Here is an 18380-nt window from a genome sequence, read left to right as displayed (position 1 = left end):
TTTAGCGACCATTACTTACCGTTTTCCCAATTTCTCCTTGTCCGACCTTACTCATATTTTTTCCGCTGAAGGCGCATTGGCCGAGACCATTCCCGGTTACCGCAGGCGCGTGCAGCAGGTGGAGATGGCACAGGCCATCGCCGATGCCATCGACAAGTGCAGCGTCCTGGTGGCCGAGGCCGGCACCGGCACGGGAAAAACTTTCGCTTACCTCGTTCCCGCCTTGCTGTCCGGCGGCAAGGTCATCATTTCCACCGGCACCAAGACCTTGCAGGACCAATTGTTCAACCGCGACTTGCCGGCGGTGCGCGATGCGCTGAAAGTCCCGGTCACGGTGGCGATGCTGAAGGGCCGGGCCAATTACGTCTGTCACTTTCATCTGGAGCGTGCCGCCAACGAAGGGCGTTTCCTCAACCGCGACGATGCGCAGTATATTCACCTTATCCGCAGCTTTGCCGAGCGCAGCGCCACGGGCGATAAAAGCGAGCTTTCGGCAGTGCCCGAGACGGCGACCATCTGGCCGGCGGTGACCTCCACGCGCGACAACTGTATTGGGCAGGAATGCGCCTTTTACAAGGAATGCTTCGTCATGGAAGCGCGTAAGCGAGCGCTCGCTGCAGATGTGGTGGTGGTCAATCATCACCTGTTTTTTGCCGATGTAATGCTGCGCGACGAAGGCGTTTCCGAGCTGCTCCCAGCCGCCAATACGGTGATCTTCGACGAAGCCCACCAACTGCCGGAAACCGCCGGGCTGTTCTTCGGCGAAGATGTTTCGACCACGCAACTCATGGACTTGGCGCGCGATGCCCACGCCGAATATCTGACGACTGCCAAGGATTGCGTCGCGTTGCCGGAGGCGACTGCCGCGCTGGAAAAAGCCGTGCGCGATTTCCGCCTGGTGTTCGGCCTGGATGGTGTGCGCATGCCGGTGCAGAAAGCGCTGGAGCGCAACGGTTTCAATGATGCGTTTGACCTCATGGCGGAAAAACTCAAGGCGCTGGCCGCCGTGCTGGAAACCCAGGCGGAACGCGACCCGGCGCTGGAAAACTGCTGGCAGCGCGCGCTGGCGCTAGAAGCCCAGGTGAAAAGCTGGCGTGCGGGAACCGACCCCAATCTCGTGCGCTGGGTAGAAGTATTTACCCAGTCGGTCCAGTTGCATGCGACGCCGCTTTCCATCGCCGAAATCTTCGGCAAACAGATGGAGGGGCACCCGCGTGCCTGGATATTCACTTCCGCAACGCTCGCCGTCAAAAGCGATTTCGGCCATTACCTCGGCCAGATGGGTTTGCCGGAGGCGATTACCGCACGCTGGGACAGCCCCTTCGATTACCCGGCGCAATCGGTGCTGTATGTGCCGCAGGGCATGCCCGCGCCTAACAGCCCGGGCTATATCGCATCGGTTGCCGCGACGGCATTGCCCGCAATCAAGGCCAGCCGCGGACGTGCATTTGTGCTGTGCACCAGCCTGCGGGCAATGCGCGAGATCTGCGCGCTGCTCAAGGATGCTTTCGAGCGCGATGGCCTCGATTATCCTCTGCTGATGCAGGGCGACACCTCGCGCACCGAATTGCTGGATCGCTTCCGCAAGCTGGGCAATGCCGTGCTGGTGGGCTCGCAGAGTTTCTGGGAAGGCGTGGACGTGCGCGGCGAGGCTTTATCGCTGGTCGTGATCGACAAGCTTCCTTTCGCGCCGCCGGACGATCCGGTCTTGGCGGCGCGCATCGACAAGATGAATGCCGAGGGCAAGAACGCCTTCATGGAATATCAATTGCCGTATTCGGTGATTACCCTCAAACAGGGCGCTGGACGGCTGATCCGCGACGAGACGGATCGCGGGGTGCTGATGATTTGCGATCCACGGATAGTGGAAAAGCATTATGGACGGAGAATCTGGCAGAGCTTGCCGCCGATGAGGCGGACGCGGGATGTGGCGGATGTAGAGATGTTTTTCGCTACTGATTGCGCCGAACTTGCCGAAGGGCAGAACTCGGCAGAGTGAAGCTGGCCATGGCAAGATGCACGCTATGTCATCCGACTACCTGATTCCCGATAACGAAATCGAAATCACCGCCATCCGCGCGCAAGGTGCGGGTGGGCAGAACGTCAACAAAGTCTCCAGTGCAATCCATTTGCGTTTCGATATTCGTGCTTCGTCTCTACCCGATGCAGTAAAAGAGCGTTTGCTTGTCATGCGCGATCACCGCATCACTGCGGATGGAGAGGTGATCATCAAGGCGCAGCGCTATCGTAGCCAGGAACTGAACCGCGAGGATGCAATCGCGCGTTTGCATGCGTTGGTGCACAAGGCAGCTATAGTGCCTGCCCAGCGCCGGGCCACGCGGCCCACGCGCAGTTCGCAGCGCAAACGGGTCGAGGGAAAAGTTCAGCGTGGGCGTATCAAGGCGTTGCGCGGCAAGGTGGAGGAATCATAAATGCCGTTGGCCGGCTCTTCGCCGTCCGGCCACGCGTCGGTTAATTTCTATCACGATCTTGCGTCGCTCGCTTCTTTTGCCGAAGCCACGGAAGGGCGTCTGCATGTCGCTCTTCCAGGCGATTGGTGGATTGCGATTGCCGATGTCGCCGAGTCGACGCAAGCCATCGAATCCGGAGCCTACAAGAAGGTCAATACCGTGGGGGTTGCCTGCATCGCGGCGGTGACGAATGTCGATCGCGGTATCGATCTGCCATTTATATTTGGCGGCGACGGCGCCACTTTCGCGATTCCGGAAATGCTGCGCGAGCGGGTGATTTGCGCGTTGCGCGGCGCCCAGCGGCTTGCGCGTACAAGTTTCGGCCTGGATTTGCGCGTGGGCTTGGTGCAGGTGAGCGAACTGACGCAGCAAGGATACTGGGTGAGGATGGCAAAAGTCCGGTTGTCGCCGCATGTGACGCAGCCCGCTTTATCCGGCCGCGGGTGGGAGGAGGCGGAAGGGCGCGTCAAGCAGTACGGTATGCCGGGCGCGTTGAAAGTGGTCGAGAATGAAGGGCCTGCCAAGGCCAGTTTCGAAGGATTCGAATGCCGCTGGCAGGGCGTGCCCAGTTTTTACGATCACAAGCTTTCACTGCTGGTGGCGGCGATTTCGCCGGATGCCGATGCTAATCTCGCGACTTACCAGCGTCTGCTGCAGGAGATCCAGAAAATTTATGGCGATGTGGCGCATTACCATCCCCTGCGCAGCGATCGCATGCGGCTCACGTTCAACCCCCGCTTGCTGACGCACGAGTGGCGCGTTCGTTCGGCAGGCGCTGGCTGGCGAAAACGCCTCGCTTATCTGATGCGCATGCTGCTGCAAAACCTTGCTGGCCGCATATTCTTTGCGCGCAACATTGATACCGAGTCGGTCAAATGGAGCCATTACCGCGACGAGCTTGTGCAGAATTCTGACTTCCGGAAATTTGACGGCATGCTACGCATGATCATGGACGGCAGCGAAAGCCAGGCAGCCAGATTGCAGGCGTTTCTTGAAGAGGAGTACCGCGAACGGCGGCTGGTGTACGGGATGCAAAAATCGCGCGAAGCGCTGGTGACCTGCATCGTGCAGTCCTACACCGGCAATCACCTCCATTTCGTGGATGGCAGCGACGGCGGCTATGCGCTGGCAGCACGGGAGTTGAAGCAACGCCTGGACACGGTTTTGCGCGCAGGTATCATTCCGTAATGCCTGTGTAAGCTCTTCGGTATATAGTCCCGGTGTAGTTTTCCCTGAACAGAAGAAAAGGAGGAACGATGATGAAAACGATATTTGCCTTGATGGCGGCCTTGCTGTTCAGCCAGACGGCTTTTGCGGCGGATGGCGCTTGCGAAGCCAGGGCGGCTGAAAAGAAACTGGCCGGCGCGGCCAAGAACAGTTTCATGCAGAAGTGCGAGCGGGACGCAAAAACGAACGAGGCGATGAAGGTCTGCGATGGCAAAGCTGCGGAAAAGAAGCTTTCGGGTGCGGCCAAAACCAGTTTCACCAGGAAATGCGTAAACGACACGATGGTTTCCAATGCGCAAATGGCTTGCGAATCGAAAGCGGCGGAGAAGAAGCTTTCCGGTGCTGCCAAGAACAGCTTTACCAAGAAATGTGTGACCGACTCGACGAAGTAGGTCATCAAAGCTTAGTGATATAAATTCGATCACCCGCTTCGGCGGGTTTTTTGCGGACAACAAAAAAGCGCCTCAAAAAGGCGCTTTTGCTGAAACAGGTGGCGGAGAGAGAGGGATTCGAACCCTCGATACAGATTTAAGCCCGTATGCTTCCTTAGCAGGGAAGTGCCTTCGACCACTCGGCCATCTCTCCGCGAACGGGCGTAAGAATACCCTTCTTCCGCCCCAAAATCAAACGCGGATTGCGATTTTATGCGGCGTTTTCCAGCTCGTAAGCCTTGTGCAGAACGCGCACGGCCAATTCCAGGTATTTTTCGTCGATCACGACGGAAATCTTGATCTCGGAGGTCGAGATCATCTGGATATTGATGCCTTCTTCAGCTAGCGTGCGGAACATCTCGCTGGCGATGCCAACGTGCGAGCGCATGCCGACGCCGACCACCGATACCTTGGCGATCTTGTCGTCGCCGGTGATCTCGCGTGCGCCGATATGCCCCTGGACTTTATCGCGCAGGATGGCGAGCGCCTTGTTGAGCTCGTTCTTGTGCACGGTGAAGGTGAAGTCGGTGGTGCTGTCGGCGCCGACGTTCTGGATAATCATGTCCACGTCGATGTTGGCGTCGGCAATCGGTCCCAGGATCTGGTAGGCGATGCCGGGGCGATCGGGCACGCCGAGCACGGTGATCTTGGCCTCGTCGCGGTTGAAGGCGATGCCGGAGATGATGGGTTGTTCCATGTTGTCTTCTTCCTCGAATGTAATCAGCGTGCCTTCGCCTTCTTCCTCGAAGCTGGAAAGCACGCGCAGTTTGACCTTGTATTTGCCGGCGAACTCGACTGAGCGGATCTGCAGCACCTTGGAGCCGAGGCTGGCCATTTCCAGCATTTCCTCGAAGGTGATGGATTTCAGGCGGCGCGCCTCGGGCACGATGCGCGGGTCGGTAGTGTAAACGCCGTCCACGTCGGTGTAGATCTGGCATTCGTCGGCCTTCAATGCCGCCGCCAGCGCAACGCCGGTGGTGTCCGAACCGCCGCGGCCCAGTGTGGTGATATTGCCTTGCTCATCCACGCCCTGGAAACCGGCGACCACGACCACATGGCCGGTGTTGAGGTCGTTGCGAATCTTGTCTTCGTCAATGTTCAGGATGCGCGCCTTGTTGAACGCATCGTCGGTCAGGATGCGCACTTGGGCGCCGGTATAGCTCTTGGCCTTGATGCCCATGTCCATCAGCGCCATCGCGGTCAGCGCGATCGTCACCTGCTCGCCGGTCGCAACCATCGCGTCCAGTTCGCGCGGATCGGGATCCGGCATGATCTCTTTGGCGAGACCGATCAGCCGGTTGGTTTCGCCCGACATCGCCGAGACCACCACCACGACCTGGTGGCCGAGCGCCTTGTAGCGTGCGACGCGGCTCGCCACGTTGCGGATGCGTTCCGGATTGGCGACGGAAGTGCCGCCGTATTTCTGTACGATTAATGCCATGCAAATTCCTTCAAAAAATCTTTCACCACAGAGCGCACGGAGGACACGGAGAAAAAATCATCCATCCAGATTCGAACAAGGGTGCTTCTTCCGTGGCCTCTGTGTTCTCCGTGGTTAATTCAGTTTTTCGCCGACCCAGCCAGAAACACTGGCCAGTGCCTGCGGTAATTTACTTGCATCGGTGCCGCCTGCCATTGCCATATCCGGCTTGCCGCCGCCTTTGCCACCTACCTGCTGGGCGACGAAGTTAACCAGTTCGCCGGCCTTGATCTTGCCGGTTTGATCGGCGGTGACGCCGGCGGCCAGGCTGACCTTGCCGTCGCTGACGGAGGCCAGCACGATGGCGGCGGATTTCAGCTTGTCTTTCAGCTTGTCCATGGTCTCGCGCAATGCAGTGGCATCTGCGCCATCCAGCATCGCGGCCAGTACCTTGATGCCTGCAATATCCATTGCCTGGCCGGCGAGGTCGTCGCCCTGGCTGGCGGCCAGTTTCGATTTAAGCCGCGCCAGTTCTTTTTCGAGTGCCTTGACGTTGTCCATTACCTGCGCAATCTTGGCCGGAAGCTCGTGCACCGGCGCCTTGAATTCGCTGGCGGCCTGGGCCAGCAGCATTTGCTGCGCCTGTACCAGTTTCAGCGCGCCTTCGCCGGTAGTGGCTTCCACGCGACGCACGCCTGCGGCAACGCCGGATTCGGAAATGATCATGAACAGGCCAATATCGCCGGTACGCGAGACATGCGTACCACCGCACAACTCGCGTGAAGAGCCAATATCCAGCACGCGCACTTCATCGCCGTATTTTTCGCCGAACAGCATCATCGCGCCGGTTTTCTGCGCCGATTCGATATCCATCACGCGCGCCTGCGTTTCGACGTTGGCAAGGATTTCGGCGTTGACGATCTGTTCGACCTGGCGGATTTCCTCGTCGGTCATCGGCGCGTTGTGGACGAAGTCGAAACGGGTCTTGTCGGCATCGACCAGCGAGCCCTTTTGCTGCACGTGTTCGCCCAGCACTTCGCGCAGCGCCTTGTGCATCAGGTGGGTGGCGGAGTGGTTGCGCATAGTCGCGGCGCGCGCCTGCGTATCGACGCGGGCGCTGACCGGGTTGCCGACGGCCAATTTGCCGGTCTTCAGCACGCCATGATGGCCGAACACGGTGGCCTGGACTTTTTGGGTGTCTTCCACCGCAAAAATGCCGTTATCGCCGCGCAGCTCGCCGCGGTCGCCGACCTGGCCGCCGGATTCGGCATAGAACGGCGTGTGATCGAGCACCACCACGCCGAGGTCGCCCTCGTCCAGTCCGTCGACGGCGATGCCGTCCTTGTACAGCGCCAGTACGCTGGCGGCGGCTTCCAGTTTTTCGTAGCCGTGGAAGGTGGTCGGCAGGCCGCTGTATTCCAGGTTGGCCGCCATCTTGAACTTGCCGGCAGCGCGGGCCTGTTCCTTCTGCCGTGCCATCGCGGCGTCGAATGCGGCGGAATCGACCGTGACATTCCGCTCGCGGCAGATATCGGCGGTGAGGTCCAGCGGGAAGCCATAGGTGTCATGCAGCTTGAATGCGGTTTCGCCGTTGAATACGGTACTGCCGGTGGTGCCCATTGCAGCCAGTTCGGCTTCCAGGATCGCCATGCCGTTTTCGATGGTCTCGAAGAAGCGTTCCTCTTCCTGACGCAGCATATCCATGACGCGTTTTTCGCCGGCCTTGAGCTCGGGATAGGCTTCGCCCATCTCGGCTACCAGGTCCGGCACCATCTTGTGGAAGAACGCGGCGCGCGCGCCCAGCTTGTAGCCGTGGCGGATCGCGCGGCGGATGATGCGGCGCAGCACGTAGCCGCGGCCTTCGTTGCCGGGGATCACGCCGTCGGCAATGAGGAAGGAGCAGGCGCGGATATGGTCGGCCAGCACTTTCAGCGATGGGCTGTCGAGGTCGGCGGTATTGGTTTCGCGCGCGGCGGCCTTGATCAGGCTCTGGAACAGGTCGATCTCGTAGTTGGCGTGTACGCCCTGCAGCACGGCGGCAATACGCTCCAGGCCCATGCCGGTATCGACCGAGGGCTTGGGCAGCGGATGCATCACGCCGGCTTCGTCGCGGTTGAACTGCATGAACACGTTGTTCCAGATCTCGATGAAGCGGTCGCCGTCTTCATCCGGGCTGCCGGGAGGCCCGCCGGGGATGTGCGCGCCGTGATCGTAGAAGATTTCGGTGCAGGGGCCACAGGGGCCGGTGTCGCCCATCATCCAGAAGTTGTCGGAGGCGTAGCGCGCGCCCTTGTTGTCGCCGATGCGGATGATGCGCTCTTTCGGTACGCCGATCTCGTTCGCCCAGATATCGTAGGCTTCGTCGTCCTCGGCGTAGACCGTGACGGTGAGTTTGTCGGCGGGAATCTTGAATACGACGGTGAGCAATTCCCAGGCGTAATGGATCGCGTCGCGCTTGAAGTAGTCGCCGAAGCTGAAGTTGCCCAGCATTTCAAAGAATGTGTGGTGGCGCGCGGTGTAACCGACGTTTTCGAGGTCGTTATGCTTGCCGCCGGCGCGTACGCATTTCTGGCTGGATGCGGCGCGGGTGTAAGGGCGCTTGTCGAAGCCGAGGAAGACGTCCTTGAACTGGTTCATGCCCGCGTTGGTGAAAAGCAGGGTGGGGTCGCCCGCCGGCACCAGCGAACTGGACGCCACGACGGTATGGCCCTTGGAGGCGAAAAAGTCGAGAAATGCCTGTCGGATCTGTTTGCTGTTCATCTGTGTCTTTAATGTTGCGCAGGCGTTATCGCCTGCAAAGTCTTACTCGTCATCCGGTTCGCCGCGCAGCACGGCCTTGATCGTGTCCATGCCGAAGCCCCGGCTTTGCAGGAATCTCGCCTGCTTTGCCCATTCCTCGCGGCTGTCGGGCTGGGCGCCGAACTTCTTGCGCCATAAATTGCGGGCGGTTTCCAGTTCTTCCTTGCGTACTTCTGTTACTGCCTTGTCGACCAGTTCTTCGGCAACGCCTTGCGCACGCAATTCGTGCGCCACTTTCAGGCTGCCGTATTTGCCCTTGCGCGCATGCACCATCTGGTCGACATAGCGCGCATCGGAAATCCAGCCGCGCTTGCTGAACTCGTCCAGCAGGCCGTCGAGGTCTTCTTCTCCGGCGTAGGGCAGCAGCTTGCGATGCAACTCCTGACGCGAATACTCGCGCCGGGTGAGATAACCCAGCGCGCGTTCGCGCAGGCTAGGCGTCGCTTTCCTCATCCACCAGCGCTACCGGCGCGACGACGGCCGTGTTCGAGTGCGCGCGAATCTTGGCTTCGATTTCCTTGGCGACTTCCGGGTGTTCTTTCAGATATTCGCGGGAATTATCCTTGCCCTGGCCGATTTTTTCGCCCTTGTAGCTATACCAGGCACCTGACTTCTCGACCAGTTTCAGGTTGACGCCCATCTCGATGATTTCGCCTTCGAGCGAGATGCCTTCGCCGTAGAGAATGTCGAATTCCGCTTGCTTGAAAGGCGGTGCGACTTTGTTCTTGACGACTTTGACGCGGGTTTCGGAGCCGATGACTTCGTCGCCCTTCTTGATCGCGCCGGTGCGGCGGATGTCGAGGCGCACCGAGGCATAGAACTTGAGCGCATTGCCGCCAGTGGTAGTTTCCGGGTTGCCGAACATCACGCCGATCTTCATGCGGATCTGATTGATGAAGATCACCAGCGTGTTGGCGCGCTTGATGTTGGCGGTCAGCTTGCGCAACGCTTGCGACATCAGGCGAGCTTGCAGGCCCATGTGCGAGTCGCCCATTTCGCCTTCGATTTCGGCCTTGGGCGTCAGCGCGGCGACGGAGTCGACCACGACGACGTCCACCGAGCCGGAGCGCACCAGCATGTCGCAGATTTCCAGTGCCTGTTCACCGGTGTCGGGTTGGGAAATCAGCAAGTCGCCGACGTTGACGCCCAGCTTTTGCGCGTATTGCGGGTCGAGCGCGTGTTCGGCATCGATAAAGGCCGCGACGCCGCCGAGCTTTTGCATTTCGGCGATGACTTGCAGGGTCAGCGTGGTTTTGCCGGAGGATTCCGGGCCGTAGATTTCAACGATACGGCCGCGCGGCAGGCCGCCAACGCCGAGCGCCAGGTCGAGGCCGAGCGAGCCGGTCGAGACAACTTCCAGATCGGGCGCGATATTGCCGTCGCCCATGCGCATGATCGAGCCTTTGCCGAACTGTTTTTCGATCTGTGACAGGGCCGCCGCCAGCGCCTTGCTCTTATTCTCGTCCATCTCGAATCCTCTGCTCTGAAAAATCCTGAATTATTTCATAAATCAGCAGGTAAGGTAAGGACGGAAAGCCCTTTGAAATGGGATTCAATGCCTAAGCCCGCTGCCTTGCGATTGCCAGCTGTATCCGCCGTTCGGCGATGGACTGCGCCAGTTGCCGCGCCAGGTCGCCGAGCGGGTCGCCGCCCATGGCCTCGGCGGTGTCTATGGTCTTCTTGAGTTTGAACGTGCTGGTTTGCTGCTGTGCTTTCAGCTCGCGCTGCGCTTCGCCGAGGCGGCGGCGCAACTGGGCGATACGGCGTATGGTTTTCACGATGCGCGAAGCCACGTCTTCGCCTTCGATGGCCTCCGGGTCGTGGCCGAATTCCACGATCAGTTTCTCGATGGCGCGCATGTCGCCGCGTTCGTAAGCGCGATTGACGCGCGACATCAGCTCCGTTCGGCGCAGGCGCTCGGATTCGGTCGTGGCGCGGTCGGGATGCATCAGCCGGGTCGCTTTGCGGTAAAGCTGCTTCAATTCCGCGGAGGTGTCGGGAGGCGGTTCGGGACGCGCCCCGACCAGCCCGGCTTCTTCTGCGGATTTCTCCGCGCGGGCCTGCGCGGTTTGGGCCTGGGTCTGGGCGACGGGGTCGCCGGGCGCACGCAGCATGCGTTCGTAAGCGAGTTGCGCGTCGAGTTCGTCCAGCTCGGCATAGAGACGACCGACAGCTTCGTAATAACGATGCCGGAAGCGCTCAGTGTCGGTCTTGGCGATTTCGAGCGCCAGTTCGGCCTGGGCGACCTGCTCTTCGAGTTCGGCCTGTTCCGCAGCCAGGCGATAGAGCTCCTGCTCCTCGGGCAGTGCCAGCATATTTTCGCCGGATTCAGTAGCCATCGTATTCCAGTATCTGGCCGAGCTGCCATTGCGCTTCCGCGTGACCTTGCTTCGCGGCCTTGCGGTACCAGAAAGCAGCAGCGTCGCCGTCCTGCGGCACGCCGTTGCCTTCCTCGTACATCGTGCCCAGCTTGAACAGGCCTTCCTTGTCGTCCTGCGCGGCGGCGTGCCCATACCAGTGCAAGGCTTCCTCGAAGCGTCCGTTCATGCGGTAGAAATCGCCCAGCCAGCATTGCAGGAAAGGCCCGCCCTGCGCGGCGGCGCAGCCCATCCATTCCAATGCTTCGTCATTGCGGCTGGCATAACCGTCGCAATCGTAAATGCACAGGCCTAGCGCCCACTGGCCGCGCCGGTCGCCCAGTTCGGCCGCCTTGCGATACCAGGCTTCGGCCTGCTTGAAATCCTGCGCAACGCCATGGCCGTTTTTGTACATGTCGCCCAGGTCGCACCAGCGCTCCGCATCGTGGTCAGTCTGTCGGGCGAGACTCCATTCGAAAGCCAGTTGTGCCAGATGCTGCGACTGGGCAAGGTCTTCATCGCCCCTGCGTCCGGCGCGTATCAGTACCGAAAGCGGATAATAGGCCTGTTCGTATTGCTCGTCCGCCAATTGCCGGAACGCGGCCAGGGCCGAGGCGATGGCCGAATTCCCCAGCTGCCAGTTGCCGAATGCCGTTTCGCGGTCGAACACTGCGCGTGCCACGCGATAACGTTCGTCTTGCCTGGCGCGGTCGGTGCTGTTGACGAGATTGGACGGTTTCCTGCGCTGTTGCTGATTTTTGTCGCGTTGAGTGAATCCGGCTTCGCATTCCTTGGTGAAACGGATCGCGTAGGGCTTGACGCCGTCGCCGAATTTTTCGATCACATCCCGGAAAAAGATTTTGACGAAATCGTTGTAGGCCAGGTTACGCAGCAGCAGTGGCCGGGCGATTTCGAGGAATTGCGCTCGGGCCTTGCTGTATATCTCGTCGTCGAAGGCTTCCCGGTTGGCGCGCAGTGCCGCCAACCCGCGCGCGATCAGGCTGTCGTCATCCGACGGCAGCGCCAGATCGTGGCGAATGGAGGTTCTGGCGGGGAGTTGCTCGTACATCGGTCAGGACTGCAAGCGGAAACGAGCTTGCGGGGAGTGGAGAGCTGAATTCAGGCGAAGCATGGCGTCGATTTTACAGGCGAGCCGGGGAGCGCGGTCAAGTAGAACCATTTGCCAGCCTGAGCAGCCCTTGGAAGATGGTTTCCACCGACTGGCGACGTATTGCATCGCGATCGCCCGGAAAATAGTGTGTTTCGCTATGCAGCGACCCATCCGGCCCGGCCCAGGCAAAACAGACCATGCCGACCGGCTTGTCCGGCGTGCCGCCGTCCGGTCCGGCGACGCCGGTAATGGCGCCGGTGAGCTGCGTATGGCTATGGTTGAGCGCGCCCTTCGCCATTTCGCGCGCGGTTTCTTCGCTGACGGCGCCGTAGCGCTCCAGGGTTTCCGGGCGGACGTCGAGCTGTTCGATCTTGGCGCTATTGCTGTAGGTGACGAATCCGCGCTCGAAGCACGAAGAACTGCCGGGTACGGCGGTGACGTATTGCGCCGCCATGCCGCCGGTACACGATTCGGCCAGCGCCATCATCCAGCCGCGCTGGGTGAGCGTGGTGCCGAGTTGTGCCGCGAGGGTTACAAGTGGATCGTCAGCCATTGCAGTGCATAAAGCGTCAGGAGGGTATAAATAGCCGCCAGCAGGTCGTCGAACATCACGCCGAAGCCGCCTTTCAGCCGGGTGTCGCACAGACGGATGGGGAAGGGCTTCCAGATATCGAACAGGCGGAACAGCACGAATGCGGCCAGCCACCACGGCCAGGTGCGCGGTGTGAATTCCAGCACCAGCAGCATCGCGACGATTTCATCCCAGACGATGCCGCCGTGATCTTCTACGCCGAGGGCCTGGCTGGTTCGGGCGCAAATGGGAATGCCGGCCACAAAGAGCAGGGCAATCAACGGCAGGTGAAAGGCGGTCGGTAGTGCCATCATGCCGTAGAAAAGCGGGAAGGCGACGACAGTGCCGAGCGTGCCGGGCGCAATGCGCGCAAGCCCGCTGCCAAAGCCCAAAGCCAGCAGATGGGCTGGATGCTGCAGCAGAAAGCGGCGATCAGGCAAAGTGGTCATAGCCGCTCTCCGGTTTCGGCATGGTTTGCCCGGCTGCATCGAGCATCTGCAATCCTGAATCGGCAGTAATTTTTCCTATGCGGCTCAGCTTTAGCCCCAGTCTGTCTTCCAGGGCCTTGATATCATCGTGCCGCGCCCGTGGAGCGGTGAAGCACAATTCATAATCGTCGCCGCCGGAAAGCAGACAGCGTTGCGCCCATTCATCTGCAAGATGCGACTCAAGCACCGTATGCGCCGGCAGCGCATCGAAGCAGAGCTCTGCGCCGACATTGGAACGTTCGAGAATATGGCCGAGATCGCCGATCAGGCCATCGGAGATGTCCAGGGCGCTATTCGCGATACCGCGCAGAGCCATCCCGAGTTCAACACGCGGCTGCGGCGTATCGAGCAGGCGGCGGCAAGAGGCAAGATCGTCTTCGTCGAGTGCGGTATTGCCTTGCAATGCGGCCAGTGCCAACGCCGCGCCGCCCAGCGTACCGGAAACCCAGATATCGTCGTCAGGCTGCGCGCCGTTGCGTCGCAAGGCCTGCCCGCGCGGAATCTCGCCAAAGATCGTGACCGAAAGATTGAGGGGGCCGCGCGTGGTATCGCCGCCGACGAGATCGACGCCGAATTCCCTGGCGCAAGCAAAAAAGCCGCTGGCGAAGGCGGAAAGCCAGGGTTCATCGGCATGCGGCAGCGCGATGGCCAGCGTGGCCCATCGCGGCCGGGCGCCCATCGCGGCCATGTCCGAAACATTCACGGCCAGGGTTTTCCAGCCGAGCTTGCGCGGGTCGGCATCGGGAAAGAAGTGCGTGCCTGAAACCAGCATGTCGGTGGATACCGCCAGCTCCATGTCCGGACTTGCCGCCAGCAGCGCGGCATCGTCGCCGACGCCCAGCACTGCTTGCGGCGTGGGTTTGGTGAAAAAGCGTTCGATCAGGTTGAATTCGGAGCTCATGCCCGCAGCGCAGGCGTCTTCGCCTGCATCGTCAATATTGAATCGGGTGTTGCAGGCAGGAGGCCTGCGCTACGGAGGGAGGTCATGCCTGTGGTTTTTGCGCCGATTTTGGCCGGAAAGCCTTGGTCACAGCCTCGTTCGTTTCGATGTAAGGCGCGCCTATCAGGTCCAGGCAGTACGGTACGGCCGCGAAAATGCCATGTACCCGTTGTTTGTCATCGGCATCCTTCAATCCTTCCAGCGTTTCGCGTATGGATTTCGGTTGGCCGGGGAGGTTGATGATCAGGCTCTGCTTGCGAATGACGGCGACCTGGCGCGAGAGAATGGCGGTCGGCACGAATTGCAGGCTGATCTGGCGCATTTGCTCACCAAAGCCGGGCATCACCTTGTCGGCGATGGCCAGCGTCGCCTCCGGCGTGACGTCGCGCAAGGCGGGACCGGTGCCGCCAGTGGTCAATACCAGCGAACATGCTTCCTGATCCACCAGATCGCACAGCGTGGCCTCGATTTCATCCTGTTCGTCGGGAATGATGCGCGCGACGTGTTCCCACGGAGTTTTCAGCGCCAATCCCAGCCATTCCTTCAATGCGGGAATGCCCTGGTCCTCGTAAGCGCCGGAAGAAGCGCGGTCACTGATGGATACCAGTCCGATCTTGATGAATTTTTCAGTCATGGATGCTGTCACAGAAGCTGCGTTTAAGAGGATTTATCATACCATTCAGATGCCGGATAACGGATGTCGAAAGAGGAAAACTCATGCGCCGCTCACTGCCTTTATTGCTTATTTTTCTGTTGACCGTGTACGCTCCGGCAAGCCTGGCGGAGCCACAAGACGAGCCAGCCCTCAATCCCTATACCAAAAATTACAAGACTCGCATGGCCTCGCCCAAGGCGAGCCTTGCGGGCGAGCCCCAGGTTTTTCGCGGGCAGGATCGCGTCGCGGATTATCAGACCTTGCTGGAAGACGGCTATGACTTGCTGGGCTATTCCTCGTTTGAAGCCGCCGACGTGCCGCCGGAAAAGTTGACTGAACAGGCGCGGAAGATCAATGCCGATCTGGCGCTTGTATACACTGCCCGATCGGGCGAAACCCCGGCCAGCGTCAAGCTGGATCAGGCCAGGGACAAGTTGAACAAGCCGGACAATGAGGCCCAGGAAGAAGCCGCCAAGTCAGCCGACAACAAGTTCTACAATTATTTTGCCTCCTTCTGGACCAAACTGCCGACGCCGCTGCTCGGAGTGCATGTCAAGCAGGTGCAGGAAGAGGGCGTGCCGGCGCAGGGGCTGGAAGTGATCGCCGTCATCAAGGGCTCGCCGGCTGCGGCGGCGGGGCTGCAGAAAGGCGACACTCTGCTGCGCCTGGGTGAAATGCAGCTCGACAAGCCGGAGTTGCTATCCCAGGCGGCGCAGCGCTATGCCGGCCAGAAAACCGATGTGGTCTTTGTCCGCATGGGCGCCGAGCAGCATCAGATGGTCACGCTGAACGCACATTAGAGCCGTTTCAATTGGATACATCCCTCGCGTTGAGTCCAAATGAAACGAGCTCTTAGTGATTGCTGTATTCGCGCAGCAGCTTAAAGAGTTCGCGGCTACTTTTCGGCGGCTTGCCGGCAGCGGCTTCCTTGCGCGCGTTGCGGATCAAAGTGCGGATCTGCTGACTATCGGCCTCCGGGTGGTCGGCCAGGTATTCGGAAAGGGCGTTGTCGTCATCCAGCAGGCGGGCGCGCAGTTTTTCCAGTTGATGAAAATGCGCGTTTTCTTCCCGATTCGTGCCTTTCCATTTATCCAGCATCGCGGAGATGGGCGCGGTATCGATTTCGCGCATCAGGCGGCCGATATATTGCCGCTGACGGGCAATGGCGCTGTTTGACGTAATGCGTTGGGCCTGTTTGACGGCATCCAGCAGCGCTTCGGGCAAATCGAGCTGCGCCAGTTGTCCGTTGTTGAGTTCGATCAGCTCTTCGCCCAGCGACTGCAATTCCTGCATTGCCGCCTTGCGCTGGGTTTTGCTGATGGGTTCCTGATCCGTGGTTTCATCTGACTTGTTCATGCTGCGGTATGATAGCAGCTTTTTGCTAAGGCCTTTTCCGTGAGCGACCCCCGTTTTAGCCATTCCCTGGATGATCTGCAGCAGATGAGCGCGGATGTGCTGCAATTGGCCGCCGCCGCAGGCGCAACCGCTGCCGAAGCGGAAATCAGCATGGGCATCGGCCAGAATGTCTCGGTTCGGCTGGATGAGGTGGAAACCATCGAATACAACCGCGACAAGGGCATATCGGTGACGGTGTATTTCGGAAAGCGGCGCGGCCATGCGAATACTTCCGACCTGTCGGTGCAGGCGCTGAAGGATACGGTTGCGGCGGCGTGCAGTATCGCGCGTTATACCGCGCATGACGAGTTTTGCGGCCTGGCCGATCCTGCCCTGCTGGCGCAGGACATTCCTGACCTGGATCTATATCATCCCTGGGATATTTCGGTCGACGAAGCCATCCTCCTCGCAAGACGCTGTGAAGGTGCGGCACTGGCGGCGGACAGCCGCATCAACAATTCCGAAGGGGCGAGCGTTTCCACTTACGGCGGATTGTTTTCCTACGCCAACAGCAACGGCTTCAACAACGGCTATTTCACTTCGCGCCATTCAGTGAGCTGCTCGGTCATCGCCGAACAGGGCGACAGCATGCAGCGCGACTACTGGTATACCTCGGCTCGCGCCGCCGCAGACCTCGAATCCGCCGAACTGGTCGGCCGCAAGGCCGGCGAGCGCACGGCGCGACGACTCGGCGCGCAACGCCTCAAAACCGCGCAGGTGCCTGTGCTGTTTGAAGCCAGCATTGCTTCCGGGCTGCTGTCGCATTTTGTATCCGCAGTATCCGGCGGCAACCTCTATCGCAAATCTTCATTCCTGCTGGATAGTCTCGGCCAGCAAGTATTCGCGCCGCAGATCGTGATCAGCGAGCGTCCCCACCTGCTGCGCGGTCTGGCTAGCGCACCGTTCGATAATGAAGGCGTCGCGACGCAATCGCGCGACCTGGTCGTGGACGGCATACTGCAGGGTTACATGCTTTCCAGCTATTCGGCACGCAAGCTCGGCATGACGACTACCGGCAATGCGGGCGGCAACCATAACCTCATCCTGAAGAGTGGCGATCAGAATTTCGAAGCATTGCTGCGGACGATGGGAACAGGTTTGTTGGTGACCGAGTTGCTGGGGCATGGCATCAATCCGGTGACCGGCGATTACTCCCGTGGCGCGGCGGGTTTCTGGGTGGAAAACGGCCAGATCCAGTACCCGGTGGAAGAGATCACGATCGCCGGCAATCTGAAGGACATGTTCCGGGAAGTTGTTGCAGTGGGCAGCGATATCCTGGTTCAGGGTTCTAGGCAGACAGGGTCGATACTGATAGAGCGCATGACCGTCGCTGGCGAGTAACCCGTCGGTTGAAACAAAAAAGCCCCGCATTGCGGGGCTTTTTTGTTGATGCGGAAGCTGTTACCTAGCTTCGGCGCTGGCTACAGCCGGTGCCGGTTGGGCCGGTTCGTCATCCATTTCCGTGTCGTCCCATTCCTCATGGGGCACATCGCCATCAAGAATCTGGCTATTGCGGCGTTGCATGTAGGCATCGCGCATGAATGCGTAAGGATCGAGCGCGGCTTCGTCCAGAAGATCGCTGGCCGGCAGGTATTGCGAACGACGATCGACGAACTTGAGCGCTATTGCCGAGTTGCGTGCCGGAACATCTTCAATGTAATAGATCGGATCGATGAATGCGGTATCGACTATCAGGCCGCCAGTATCGCGCAGCGTGCTCGGGCCAAGGAACGGCAGAACGAGGTAGGTGCTGTCTTTCCAGCCCCAGTAGGCGAGCGTCTGGCCGAAATCCTCATTATTTTTTTCAATATTGTCCATCGAAGCGACATCGATCAGGCCAGCGATACCGAAGGTGCTGTTAATCGCCAGACGGCCGGCGTCGGTCATCGCCTTATCGAGCTTGAACTGGAGCAGATCGTTGACGAGCGTGACCACGGTGCCAAGGTTGGTGAAGAAGTTGTTTACACCGGTGCGCAGCGGGCTCGGGACGACGGCTTTGTATGCGCCGGCAACGGGCTTGATGGCAGCCTTGTCTACGGTGTCGTTGAACTTGTAGATACCGCGGTTCATGCTTTCCAGCGGATCCTTGTTGCCTTGCGTGGCGCATCCGCCAAGCATGCCGGCTAACAAGATGCCAGCGAGTAAACCCTTGGTGCCATTCATACGCATGCGTAACCTCTGAGTAATTATTTTAATGCGGGGGGAGGCGGTCTTCACGCCGCTTTACAATTAGCGTGAACTTTAATGGAAGGGTAGTGGAATTGTCCAGCCCTTTCGGGGTCTCCGCCGCAGCGTGCTAGAATTCTGTGGCAAATATGTGACATCCCTTGTGGCCCTGCCATCTTCGTTTAAATTCTATTCGGAAAGATCATCATGAGCGGACTGACCCTCACCCAATTCATCATCGAAGAACAGCGGCGTTTTTCCGGCGCCACGGGCGAATTCACGCTGCTCTTGAACGACGTCGTCACCGCCTGCAAGAAGATCGCCAACCAGGTGAACACGGGCGCGCTGC

The 18380-nt window shown here is 59.8% G+C and carries 18 protein-coding genes, 1 tRNA gene and 1 pseudogene; 7 read left to right on the top strand and 13 right to left on the bottom strand.

Annotated elements, in window-relative coordinates; all coding sequences use genetic code 11:
- Positions 1-37 precede the first annotated feature (37 nt).
- The 4 genes from A7976_RS08855 to A7976_RS08840 all read left to right on the top strand — a co-directional run bounded on the left by A7976_RS08855 (position 38) and on the right by A7976_RS08840 (position 4090).
- Complete coding sequence (locus A7976_RS08855; RefSeq protein ID WP_067110356.1) at positions 38-1999, top strand: ATP-dependent DNA helicase; 1962 nt, start codon at positions 38-40, stop codon at positions 1997-1999.
- 16 nt (positions 2000-2015) lie between these two features.
- The gene (gene arfB / locus A7976_RS08850; RefSeq protein WP_067110353.1) at positions 2016-2432 is read left to right on the top strand and encodes an alternative ribosome rescue aminoacyl-tRNA hydrolase ArfB; all 417 of its coding nucleotides are present in this window, start codon (positions 2016-2018) and stop codon (positions 2430-2432) included.
- Positions 2433-3659 (top strand): DUF3095 domain-containing protein, encoded by a 1227-nt coding sequence (locus A7976_RS08845; RefSeq protein ID WP_067110350.1) that lies wholly within the window; start codon positions 2433-2435, stop codon positions 3657-3659.
- 68 nt (positions 3660-3727) lie between these two features.
- Complete coding sequence (locus tag A7976_RS08840; RefSeq protein WP_067110347.1) at positions 3728-4090, top strand: hypothetical protein; 363 nt, start codon at positions 3728-3730, stop codon at positions 4088-4090.
- 99 nt (positions 4091-4189) lie between these two features.
- On the opposite strand, the gene A7976_RS08835 is transcribed toward A7976_RS08840, so the two are convergent.
- The 11 genes from A7976_RS08835 to mog form a co-directional block, all read right to left on the bottom strand.
- Positions 4190-4283, bottom strand: a tRNA-Ser gene (locus A7976_RS08835).
- Positions 4284-4340: 57 nt separating this feature from the next.
- Positions 4341-5570 (bottom strand): aspartate kinase, encoded by a 1230-nt coding sequence (locus A7976_RS08830; RefSeq protein WP_067110345.1) that lies wholly within the window; start codon positions 5568-5570, stop codon positions 4341-4343.
- Between the two features lie 114 nt (positions 5571-5684).
- Entirely contained in the window at positions 5685-8309 is a 2625-nt protein-coding gene (alaS, locus tag A7976_RS08825) for an alanine--tRNA ligase (RefSeq protein ID WP_067110342.1), read from the bottom strand.
- 42 nt (positions 8310-8351) lie between these two features.
- Entirely contained in the window at positions 8352-8801 is a 450-nt protein-coding gene (gene recX, locus A7976_RS08820; protein WP_067110339.1) for a recombination regulator RecX, read from the bottom strand.
- Positions 8782-9816 carry a recombinase RecA gene (recA, locus tag A7976_RS08815; RefSeq protein WP_067110336.1) on the bottom strand — a complete coding sequence of 345 codons (1035 nt, stop codon included), beginning with the start codon at positions 9814-9816 and terminating at the stop codon, positions 8782-8784. Before recA ends, recX begins: the two co-directional genes overlap by 20 nt.
- 91 nt (positions 9817-9907) lie before the next feature.
- Positions 9908-10687 carry a J domain-containing protein gene (locus tag A7976_RS08810; protein ID WP_205633485.1) on the bottom strand — a complete coding sequence of 260 codons (780 nt, stop codon included), beginning with the start codon at positions 10685-10687 and terminating at the stop codon, positions 9908-9910.
- The gene (locus tag A7976_RS08805) at positions 10677-11774 is read right to left on the bottom strand and encodes a tetratricopeptide repeat protein (RefSeq protein ID WP_067110333.1); all 1098 of its coding nucleotides are present in this window, start codon (positions 11772-11774) and stop codon (positions 10677-10679) included. The genes A7976_RS08810 and A7976_RS08805 overlap by 11 nt, the downstream gene beginning before the upstream one ends.
- Before the next feature lie 97 nt (positions 11775-11871).
- Positions 11872-12369, bottom strand: a complete 498-nt coding sequence (locus A7976_RS08800; RefSeq protein WP_067110329.1) for a CinA family protein — start codon at positions 12367-12369, stop codon at positions 11872-11874.
- The gene (locus tag A7976_RS08795; RefSeq protein WP_082878062.1) at positions 12348-12836 is read right to left on the bottom strand and encodes a phosphatidylglycerophosphatase A; all 489 of its coding nucleotides are present in this window, start codon (positions 12834-12836) and stop codon (positions 12348-12350) included. The genes A7976_RS08800 and A7976_RS08795 overlap by 22 nt, the downstream gene beginning before the upstream one ends.
- Positions 12820-13776, bottom strand: a complete 957-nt coding sequence (gene thiL / locus A7976_RS08790) for a thiamine-phosphate kinase (protein ID WP_067110323.1) — start codon at positions 13774-13776, stop codon at positions 12820-12822. The genes A7976_RS08795 and thiL overlap by 17 nt, the downstream gene beginning before the upstream one ends.
- Before the next feature lie 82 nt (positions 13777-13858).
- Positions 13859-14449 carry a molybdopterin adenylyltransferase gene (mog, locus tag A7976_RS08785; protein ID WP_067110320.1) on the bottom strand — a complete coding sequence of 197 codons (591 nt, stop codon included), beginning with the start codon at positions 14447-14449 and terminating at the stop codon, positions 13859-13861.
- An 83-nt stretch (positions 14450-14532) separates the two neighbouring features.
- On the opposite strand from mog, the gene A7976_RS08780 reads away from it, so the two are divergent.
- Positions 14533-15270: a PDZ domain-containing protein gene (locus tag A7976_RS08780; protein ID WP_067110317.1), complete on the top strand. Its 738-nt coding sequence runs from the start codon at positions 14533-14535 to the stop codon at positions 15268-15270.
- A gap of 52 nt (positions 15271-15322) precedes the next feature.
- On the opposite strand, the gene yjgA is transcribed toward A7976_RS08780, so the two are convergent.
- Positions 15323-15826 carry a ribosome biogenesis factor YjgA gene (gene yjgA / locus A7976_RS08775; protein ID WP_067110314.1) on the bottom strand — a complete coding sequence of 168 codons (504 nt, stop codon included), beginning with the start codon at positions 15824-15826 and terminating at the stop codon, positions 15323-15325.
- 84 nt (positions 15827-15910) lie between these two features.
- Here yjgA and pmbA point away from each other — a divergent pair, with 84 nt between their 5' ends.
- Positions 15911-17206, top strand: a complete 1296-nt coding sequence (pmbA, locus tag A7976_RS08770; RefSeq protein ID WP_082878059.1) for a metalloprotease PmbA — start codon at positions 15911-15913, stop codon at positions 17204-17206.
- Positions 17207-17266: 60 nt separating this feature from the next.
- Here pmbA and A7976_RS08765 read toward each other — a convergent pair whose 3' ends face one another.
- Positions 17267-18034, bottom strand: a complete 768-nt coding sequence (locus A7976_RS08765; protein ID WP_082878058.1) for a VacJ family lipoprotein — start codon at positions 18032-18034, stop codon at positions 17267-17269.
- A gap of 201 nt (positions 18035-18235) precedes the next feature.
- On the opposite strand from A7976_RS08765, the pseudogene A7976_RS14845 reads away from it, so the two are divergent.
- Positions 18236-18380: pseudogene (locus A7976_RS14845) on the top strand (class 1 fructose-bisphosphatase); the annotation flags it as partial.

The organism is Methylobacillus sp. MM3 (assembly GCF_001645185.1).
GTDB lineage: Bacteria > Pseudomonadota > Gammaproteobacteria > Burkholderiales > Methylophilaceae > MM2.
The sequence above is the reverse complement of the archived record's forward strand: the minus strand, read 5'-3'. Positions and strand labels throughout refer to the sequence as shown.